At 47.1% G+C, this 8,840-nt stretch carries 10 protein-coding genes; 4 read left to right on the top strand and 6 right to left on the bottom strand.

What is annotated here, in order from left to right; genetic code table 11:
* A partial coding sequence (locus A1D16_RS12705; RefSeq protein WP_290710019.1) for a heavy metal translocating P-type ATPase metal-binding domain-containing protein occupies positions 1 to 902 on the bottom strand: 902 nt, incomplete at its 3' end.
* Positions 903 to 1,029: 127 nt separating this feature from the next.
* On the opposite strand from A1D16_RS12705, the gene A1D16_RS12700 reads away from it, so the two are divergent.
* Positions 1,030 to 2,085 (top strand): response regulator, encoded by a 1,056-nt coding sequence (locus tag A1D16_RS12700; protein WP_290710017.1) that lies wholly within the window; start codon positions 1,030 to 1,032, stop codon positions 2,083 to 2,085.
* Here the strand turns inward: A1D16_RS12700 and A1D16_RS12695 are convergent.
* From A1D16_RS12695 to A1D16_RS12675, 5 genes are all read right to left on the bottom strand, one after another.
* Positions 2,082 to 2,504: a hypothetical protein gene (locus A1D16_RS12695; protein WP_290710015.1), complete on the bottom strand. Its 423-nt coding sequence runs from the start codon at positions 2,502 to 2,504 to the stop codon at positions 2,082 to 2,084. The genes A1D16_RS12700 and A1D16_RS12695 overlap by 4 nt on opposite strands.
* A gap of 21 nt (positions 2,505 to 2,525) precedes the next feature.
* Positions 2,526 to 2,948, bottom strand: a complete 423-nt coding sequence (locus A1D16_RS12690) for an Hsp20/alpha crystallin family protein (protein ID WP_290710013.1) — start codon at positions 2,946 to 2,948, stop codon at positions 2,526 to 2,528.
* Between the two features lie 123 nt (positions 2,949 to 3,071).
* A complete protein-coding gene (locus A1D16_RS12685) occupies positions 3,072 to 3,446 on the bottom strand; it encodes an RNA-binding S4 domain-containing protein (protein WP_290710011.1) in 375 nt (124 codons plus the stop codon).
* 34 nt (positions 3,447 to 3,480) lie between these two features.
* Positions 3,481 to 4,848, bottom strand: coding sequence for a dipeptidase (locus A1D16_RS12680; RefSeq protein ID WP_290710009.1), 1,368 nt, complete (start codon positions 4,846 to 4,848; stop codon positions 3,481 to 3,483).
* 24 nt (positions 4,849 to 4,872) lie between these two features.
* Complete coding sequence (locus tag A1D16_RS12675) at positions 4,873 to 5,889, bottom strand: cation diffusion facilitator family transporter (RefSeq protein ID WP_290710007.1); 1,017 nt, start codon at positions 5,887 to 5,889, stop codon at positions 4,873 to 4,875.
* 273 nt (positions 5,890 to 6,162) lie between these two features.
* On the opposite strand from A1D16_RS12675, the gene A1D16_RS12670 reads away from it, so the two are divergent.
* The 3 genes from A1D16_RS12670 to galT form a co-directional block, all read left to right on the top strand.
* The gene (locus A1D16_RS12670) at positions 6,163 to 7,266 is read left to right on the top strand and encodes a cellulase family glycosylhydrolase (RefSeq protein WP_290710005.1); all 1,104 of its coding nucleotides are present in this window, start codon (positions 6,163 to 6,165) and stop codon (positions 7,264 to 7,266) included.
* A gap of 74 nt (positions 7,267 to 7,340) precedes the next feature.
* Positions 7,341 to 8,510: a galactokinase gene (locus A1D16_RS12665; RefSeq protein WP_290710003.1), complete on the top strand. Its 1,170-nt coding sequence runs from the start codon at positions 7,341 to 7,343 to the stop codon at positions 8,508 to 8,510.
* Between the two features lie 12 nt (positions 8,511 to 8,522).
* Positions 8,523 to 8,840 (top strand): galactose-1-phosphate uridylyltransferase (gene galT, locus A1D16_RS12660; RefSeq protein WP_290710001.1); only part of this gene is annotated, 318 nt, incomplete at its 3' end.

Raw genomic sequence — 8,840 nt, 5'->3', positions numbered from 1 at the left:
CGCGCTCGAAAGACAAATTGCTGGTAGGTTTTATCCTGCAGTACCCGGCCTATGAGCATAAAAAAAACAATGCCTGAAAAAGAATCAAAATAACCTCCGCCGGTATCGGTCAGTACTTCAATAATGCTGCGTAAAAATGTTACCCAGATGGCCAGTACAATAGGGGCATCGATGTTTAAGAAACGATGCTTCAGGCTTTTCCAGGCACTGCTGTAAAATGGCTGTGCGCTGAATAGCAGTACGGGAAGCGACAGTAAAAGATTAAGATAGCGGAATGCGTATTGCAGCTCTTTTTCAGCAGCTTCGAGCCCCAGGTATTCGGGAAAGCTCATGAGCATGATATTGGCAAAACAGAATCCCGCCACACCTAACTGGTAAATCATGGTGCGCGGGATTCTTGGTTTTGTCTTGTTTAACTGCTGTAGGGAGATATAGGGTTCATAACCGATGCTGGTTAATAATTCTGCTACCTGTCGAAGGCTGATATCTGATTGGCGGAATATGATATCTACTTCTTTACGTGTAAATTGAACGGTTAGTTTTAGTATGCCGGGGTTGAGCTTATGCAGGTTTTCGAGCAAATAGAGGCAGGAACTGCAATGGATATGCGGCAGGTACAAAGTGATATGGGTAGTGGATTCATCTTTAAAATGAATCAGTTGCTGTTCAATACCGGCATCTTCCAGAAAGGCAAAACTGTCTTTTCGTACCGTAATTCGCTGGTTTTGCCCCGGGTTGGCATTGAGGTCGTAATAATCGCAGAGTTCGTGTTTGTTGAGGAGTTGATAAACCATTTTACAGCCATCGCAGCAGAAATTTTTAGTATTGAGCTGGATAACTCCTTCCTCGCAGTTTTCTCCGCAATGGAAGCAAGTGGTTTCTTTTTTCAGGGTGGTAGCCAAGGCTATTTATTTGGCTGCTAAACTAAGCCGGCGCAGGAGGCAGGGAGCTGAGCCGTCTCAACCGGGGAACTGATTTTTCTCAATGGGCGCATTTTCGTTTATTTGGGAAATGAATAAGCTTGCTGTTATGAAACATATCCTGATTATTGACGATCACACGGAAATCAGAGAAAACATAGCGGAGATTCTGACGCTTGGCGGATACCGCACCACTACGGCAGAGAATGGGAAAAAAGGGGTGGAGCTGGCGCTTCAAAACCGGCCCGACCTGGTAGTGTGTGATATTATGATGCCCGAGCTCGATGGCTATGGTGTATTGCACCTGCTTAGGAAAAATCCTGAAACGGAACATATTCCCTTCATTTTCCTGACGGCAAAAGTGGAGCGAAGTGATTTTCGTAAAGGGATGGAGATGGGCGCGGATGATTTTATTACCAAGCCTTTTGACGATATAGAATTACTGAACGCTATTGAAATACGGCTTAAAAAGCAGGATATTCTGCACCAGAAATATACCCATGGCGAAGAAGGGGTGAAGGAACTGCTGCAGGATCTGCAGGAGTCGGGTATGATCCGCCTGGATCCTTCAAATTTTGAAACCGTTCATTTTTCGAAACGGCAGCTGGTTTATGCAGAAGGCAAGAGACCGAAATACCTGTATTATCTTAAATCGGGCAAAGTAAAAGCCTATCGGCTTCATGAAGACGGGAAAGAATACATTACGAATTTGTACAGTGCCGACGATTATTTTGGCTATATCGCTTTACTGGAAAATGGCTCCTATGAAGATAATGCAGAAGTATTGGAAGATGCGGAGCTGGCACTGATTCCCAAGGAAGATTTTGTACAGGCGGTTTATCATGATATGACTATTGCCGGAAAATTTATCCGTCTTATTTCACAGAATGTGAAGGAGAAAGAAGACCGGTTACTGCACCTGGCCTATGATTCATTACGGAAGCGGGTAGCCAAGGCGCTGGTTGATATCCACCATAAATTTAATGGGGAAGAAGTTCCCTGTCCGTTGGATATTCCCCGGGAAGATATTGCTCAATACGTGGGTACGGCTACAGAATCACTGATCCGTACCCTGAGCGATTTCAAGTCGGAAAAACTGATCGAGATCAAGGATGGCAAGATCCGTATTACGGACCTTGCCAAATTAGCTAATCTCCTGTATTAATCTTCACCCCGGCTCAGCTCAAAATCAGGGGGAACGGATTGGGGGCTGTTTTCAGCCGGACTCGAAATTTCGCGACCGTGTTCATTTTGCTGTTTGAGCGACCATTGATCCGTCATCGTGGTTTCGAGCCATAGATTACCGGATTTGCGGAAAACCTGTGTAGCCAGTCCATATTGGGTCAGCAGGGTCTGTTCAAAATCAGCCACCGTCATGCTGGGCTGTATTTCCAGGAGTCCTTCCTTTTTAACATGGCCGGTGGTATCCTGTAGCTGGCTGGCGCGGAGCATTTTTTGTGCATTGGAGCCTTCTTCAACGGCATGTCCGCGCTTGAAGAATTCTATTTTAAGAAATGGAAACAGGCTGTTGAAATCCTGTTGCAAGTCTTTAAATGTTCGGGTTTTGCTGATCCGGATGGTCATGGGGGGTGAAAATTATTGACATTAATAGATGAACACATCTACTTCCCCGCTGTCGATGGCAGCAATGTTCCGGGGGATGTGCAGCACGAGTTCACCATTGGTATAGGTTGCCTGGGTAAGTGCCGTATCGGCGTCTTCGGGCAAGCCGAAGCTCCGTTCCCAGGCGGAATAGTTGTATTCATAGGTCGATTTTCCGGCGGCATCGGATTCGGTACTTAATTCTTTTTTGCCACTGATAACCAGTTCTTTTCCGCTGGCATGAATTTGAAAACAGGGGCGGTCCATTCCTGGTACAGCCAGCCGGATAATATATTCCTCCGCTGTTTCCGAAACATTGGCGGCTGGAACCCAGCTGGTAGCTCTTTTTCTTAGTTCGGATGCACCTTCGTACACGAACAGGGGCCTGCGCAGGCGGTGATTTCTTTTTGTGGTAGCTGCTGTCATAAACCGTGATTTTAGATAAAACCGGAAATTATCATGCCACAAATCTAGGCGCCTGGCGGCGATGGGAATATGACCTGTAGGGGATGGGGATATGACTTTGCTCAGTCTGTTTTGGTGGGCGGCTTAGTCGCCGGTGAACTCATCCAGGTCGCGGCGTTCTTTTTTGGTGGGGCGTCCTTGTTTGCTGAGTCGTTTGCCGGTATGGAAGCTGGCGGCCTGGTATTGAATACGTTCCAGTTCCTCGGGTGGTGTAAGGTCCTGGTAATGGAGGATTGCTTCGGGGTAGGCGACGCGGTTTTGCAGGATGCCGGTAACTTTTATGACCCATTTCCGGGCTTCTGTCTTCACTTCATATTCATCGCCGATTACAACGGTGCGGGATGCTTTTACAGGGCTGCCGTTCAGTTTTACCCGCCCTTTATCCAAGGCTTCGGCTGCCAGTCCACGGGTTTTAAACAACCGGATGGCCCATAGGTATTTATCAATTCGGACTTTCATGTGTAAGACGTCAGACAGGTGTTAGAACCATGTTCTAACACCTGTCTGACAGGTATAAATGAAAATAAGGAATGGTTTCGATGCCTTTGTAGAAATTCGCCAGGTCGAATTTTTCATTGGGAGAATGCAGGTTATCACTGTCTAATCCAAAACCCAGGAAAATGATCTTTAAACCCAGCTCTTTTTCAAATAACGCACAAATGGGTATACTGCCCCCGCCCCGAACCGGAATCGGCTGCTTGCCAAATGTTGTTTCAATAGCCCGCGCAGCAGCCCGGTATTCCTTCGAATCTATCGGCGTCATATACGGCTCACCCCCATGGTGCAAACTCGCTTTTACCGTTACATTCGCCGGCGCAATTGCCATTAAATGCTGTATCAGCAGATCCGTAATCCGATGCGAATCCTGGTTCGGTACCAGTCGGCAGGAAATTTTGGCAAAAGCCTTGGACGGTAACACCGTTTTTGCTCCCTCGCCCGTATAACCTCCCCAGATCCCGTTTAGTTCCAGTGTGGGCCGAATGCCGGTTCGTTCATTGGTCGTAAATCCTTTTTCGCCCCAGAGCTCATTCACCCCAAGATCCGCCTTATAGGCCAACTCATCAAAGGGGGCTTCCGCCATCAGCGCACGCTCCTCCGGCCTGGCTTCCACCACATCCGTATAAAATCCCGGGATGGTAATATGATTGTTCTCATCGTGCAGAGAGGCAATCATTTTGGCCAGGATCGTAATGGGATTGGCTACCGCACCGCCATAAACCCCGCTGTGCAGATCGCGGTTAGGCCCGGTTACCTCTACTTCTATATAGGAAAGACCCCGTACGCCGATATCGATCGAAGGATGTTCCAAACTAATCATAGCCGTATCCGAAATCAGGATCACATCCGCCTTCAGCAGCGCTTTATGTGTTTTTACAAAATCGGCCAGGTTAGGAGAACCAACCTCCTCTTCACCTTCGATCAGGAATTTGATATTGGTCGGCAACTGCCCGGTTTGTACCATGGTTTCCAGCGCCTTGATATGCATGAAAAACTGCCCTTTATCATCACAGGCGCCCCGTGCAAAAATTTTACCGTCTTTCAGTACCGGCTCAAAAGGGCCGCTCTTCCATAATTCAAGCGGATCTGCCGGCTGCACATCATAGTGCCCATATACCAGCACCGTTGGTTTAGAAGCATCCGTTATCAATTCTCCATACACAATAGGATGCCCGCTGGTGGGGTAGATCTCCACTTTTGCCGCACCTGCTTCCAACAGGCTGGCCTTAACGGCTTCCGCACAGCGTATCATATCATCCTTGTGCTCAGATCGGGCACTGATACTCGGAATCCGTAAAAGATGCAGTAACTCCGTCAAAAAACGATCCTTATGTTGTTCCTGGTAGGCTTTCCATTCTTTCATTGTACGCCGTTTTGCGCCACGAATTTAGGCCGTTTTGTGCAAAGAGTCGGAACCGGTACCCAAACGATGTTTTTTATTGGAAATGATATTGTCCAGCGTCCATTCTACTTTGCGTTCAAAAGCATGCTTTCGAACCGGGCAATCTGTTTTAGTACAAATGGCGCAGGAAAAATCAAGGCAGCCGTCTGAATGCACAAATAATTCAATGCTGCTGCCGAACTGCTGTCGGATTTCTTCACTCAGGGCATCTATTTCCGTATGGGCTTCGTGAACATTCAGGTACCAGGGTACCGTAAGATGACAATCCACATGCAGGATACTACCGTATTTGATAACGCGCAAATTGTGCAGGTCTACCCAATTCTGTTTGCGGTGCTGGTTCAGGTGCAATACCATTTTTTCCAGCAACGCCTTGTCTGCCTCGTCCATAATGCCTGCCAGCGAGGCTCGCAGGATCTTATAACCCGTATACAATATCACGAAACTGAATAATAAGGCCACCAGTGTATCGAGCATTTTCCAGCCGGTGATCCAGATCAGTACTACACCAACTACTATGCCGATGGTTGAATAGGTATCCGAATGCAGGTGTTTGCCGCTTGCAATCAGCGCCAGTGAATTATTTTTTTTACCCTGCCGGATGGCTACTGTTCCCATCAGGTAGTTGATGAGTCCGGCTACGGCTACCAGCGCCACCCCCCAGTCCAGTTTTTTCAGCTCGGGCGGATTAATAAAATGAAGGATACATTCATAAATGATGAAAAGCCCCGCAAACAAAATCAAAGTTCCTTCTACAGCGGCCGATACAAACTCTGCTTTTCCATGCCCGTAAGGATGATCCTGGTCTCGCGGCTTGGCAGCCACGTATAAACTGTATAAACCGATAAATCCGGATACCACGTTGACGGTACTTTCCAGGGCATCTGTTAGGATGGAAACAGAACCGGTAAGATAGTATGCCACCATTTTTAGTACAAATAACACCAGGGCCACTGCCACCACCCAGCGCTGTACCCCAAAGTTTTCTTTTTGTTCCTGCATTACCCAGATGAGAATTTATTGATACAGTTTGACAATTTAATGATACAAAACGATTCACGCTGCAAGGCGCAAACCGGCATCTTTGCAAAAGAAGTTTTTCCATGATTGCCTGCCTGCCGCCTGTTTTACACCTGCTGTATATGCCAGCCCCAGCCCGGGCAGGTTGCTTCTATGCGGAACCTGCTGGTATTCTTAATAAAGATAGCCTTAATTTAATTGGTAGTTCTCCCCACCGGTTCCGGACAAACTAAGTAATCGTTAACCTTTTTGCGTATGTTTCGAAAAAATTTACAACTACAGTTTCTGACCACCCTGCTGGTGGTTGCCGGCTTATTTTCCTGCAACAATGCAAGCGAGCCCACGGCTCAAAAGCCAGTGGTCAATGAAATAAGACCCGTATGGTCGCTCGAAAAAGCGGCTAATTGGTACAGCCAGCATAAATGGATCGTAGGGGCTAATTTTTTGCCCAGTACCGCTATCAACCAGCTTGAAATGTGGCAGGCAGAAACCTTTGATACCGCTACCATTAACCGCGAATTAGGATGGGCATCGTCGATCGGGATGAATACCATGCGGGTTTATTTGCACAGCAAAGCCTGGGAACAGGACTCCAGCGGTTTTTTACAAAGGATGGATACCTACCTGGCTATTGCAGATGCCCATAAGATCAAAACCATTTTCGTGATTTTTGACGATGTCTGGAACAAAGAACCCAAAACCGGTAAACAGCCCGATCCTAAACCAGGTACCCATAATTCTGGCTGGGTGCAGGACCCGGGCGATCCTTATCACAAAGACAGTACCCTTTTTCCTGCACTTGAGAACTACGTTATAGCCGTTATCAGCCGGTTTGCTACCGACAAACGCGTACTGTTATGGGATCTTTATAATGAACCGGGCAACTCCGGCAAAAAAAACAGTTCTCTCCCCTTACTGAAAAATGTATTTACCTGGGCTCGTACCGTAAATCCTGATCAGCCCCTTAGTGCGGGTGTGTGGGATTGGAACTTTGAAGAATTGAATGAATTCCAGGTGGCTAATTCTGATATACTTACCTATCACAACTACGAAGCGGCCGACTGGCATAAACGAGTTGTTCAGTTATTGAAAATGCACGGCCGGCCAATGATCTGTACAGAATATATGGCGCGTACCAGAAACAGTTTGTTTTCTACCATACTTCCCTTATTGAAAGAACAGCAGGTAGGCGCTATTAACTGGGGCCTGGTTGCCGGTAAATCAAATACCATTTATGCCTGGGATACTCCTGTGCCCGATGGATCAGAACCCAAGCTCTGGTTTCATGATATATTCAGAAAAGACGGATCACCATTTAGTAAAGATGAAATAGATTTGATAAAAAATCTAACACAATAATTTTGACAAGCAGTCGTACCATCCACAAACCGTCCTCTTTCCAGGGGAGGGGCGGGATGGACTAAATGAATCTCATGAACAAACAGGAAAAAGAGCAAATTGCAGCAAGTATTCAGCAAAAATTTATTGAGCTATTTCAGACAAGGCCCTTACTGGTTCAATCTCCCGGACGTATAAACCTGATTGGTGAACACACTGATTATAACAAAGGGTATGTATTACCGGCGGCCATTGATAAAGTTACCGTAGTAGCCGCTCAACAACGATCCGACAATTTCATAAACGTGTATGCGGCCGACCTGGAAGCTATGGTAGAAGCTGATCTGTCCCAGGAACTACTGCCGGCCCATAACTGGTCGGATTATGTATTGGGAATTGTACAACAGTTTGTGCGGCTAGGCCTACCTGTGAAAGGATTTAACCTGGTATTTGGGGGCAACGTTCCGCTGGGCGCCGGCGTATCTTCTTCTGCCGCCCTGGAATGTGCTGTTGCATTTGCATTGAATGAATTGTTCCAGACCAACTTAACCACCCTTCAAATGGTTAAGCTGGCCCAGAAAGCGGAGAACGAATTTGTAGGGGTGAACTGTGGTATTATGGACCAGTTTGCCAGTATGTTTGGCAAAAAAAACCGGGTACTGAAACTAGACTGCAATAACCTGGAATATGAGCCGGTTCCTTTTGAAATGGATGAATTTAAGATTGTACTGCTCGATACCAATGTTAAACATTCACTGGGTAGCAGTGAATACAATGTGCGCCGCAGCCAATGCGAAGAAGGCCTGCATTTATTGAACCAGGCTTTCCCCGACCTTCATAATCTGCGCGATGCCAGCCTGGAGCAACTGAACCAGGTGCTGCTGCCGAAATCAACGGTGTTGTATAACCGCTGCCGCTATGTGATGGAAGAAAATAATCGCCTGCTCGACGCCTGCCACCAATTACACCACAACAATATGCGGGCATTTGGTGAATTGATGTATGGCTCGCATAAAGGCCTGTCTGGTTTGTATGAGGTGAGTTGCCCGGAACTGGATTTTCTGATTGAACAGGTGCGGCCGGTATCGGAGGTATATGGTGCCCGTATGATGGGCGGTGGCTTTGGGGGTTGTACCATTAACCTGGTGAAATCCCAGGCTGTAGAGGCATTAATTGAATCGGTTGGTACAGCCTACCAGCAACATACCGGTAAAACCATGCAGGCCTATATTGTTCAAATCGGGAATGGAACTTCCCTGCTTTAAGCTTTCTTTCTTATGCAAGCATTTACGTATAAAGAACATCCGCATACCAGGAAAAACCTGTTAACAGGAGAGTGGATCCTGGTATCGCCACACCGTACCAAACGTCCCTGGCAGGGTAAACAGGAACAGGTTCCGGAAACCGATATGCCGGCGTATGACCCTACCTGTTATTTATGCCCGGGTAATAAAAGAGCCGATGGTGCGGTCAATGAAAAATTCGACGGCCCTTTTGCTTTTACCAATGATTTTGCAGCCTTACTGCCCGATTCTCCTACGGGTAGCACTACTATTGGCAACCTGCTGGAAGCCAAAGCAGAGAACGGTATTTGC

The sequence above is a fragment of the Flavihumibacter sp. CACIAM 22H1 genome (assembly GCF_001601815.1).
GTDB lineage: Bacteria > Bacteroidota > Bacteroidia > Chitinophagales > Chitinophagaceae > Flavihumibacter.
The sequence above is the reverse complement of the archived record's forward strand: the minus strand, read 5'-3'. Positions and strand labels throughout refer to the sequence as shown.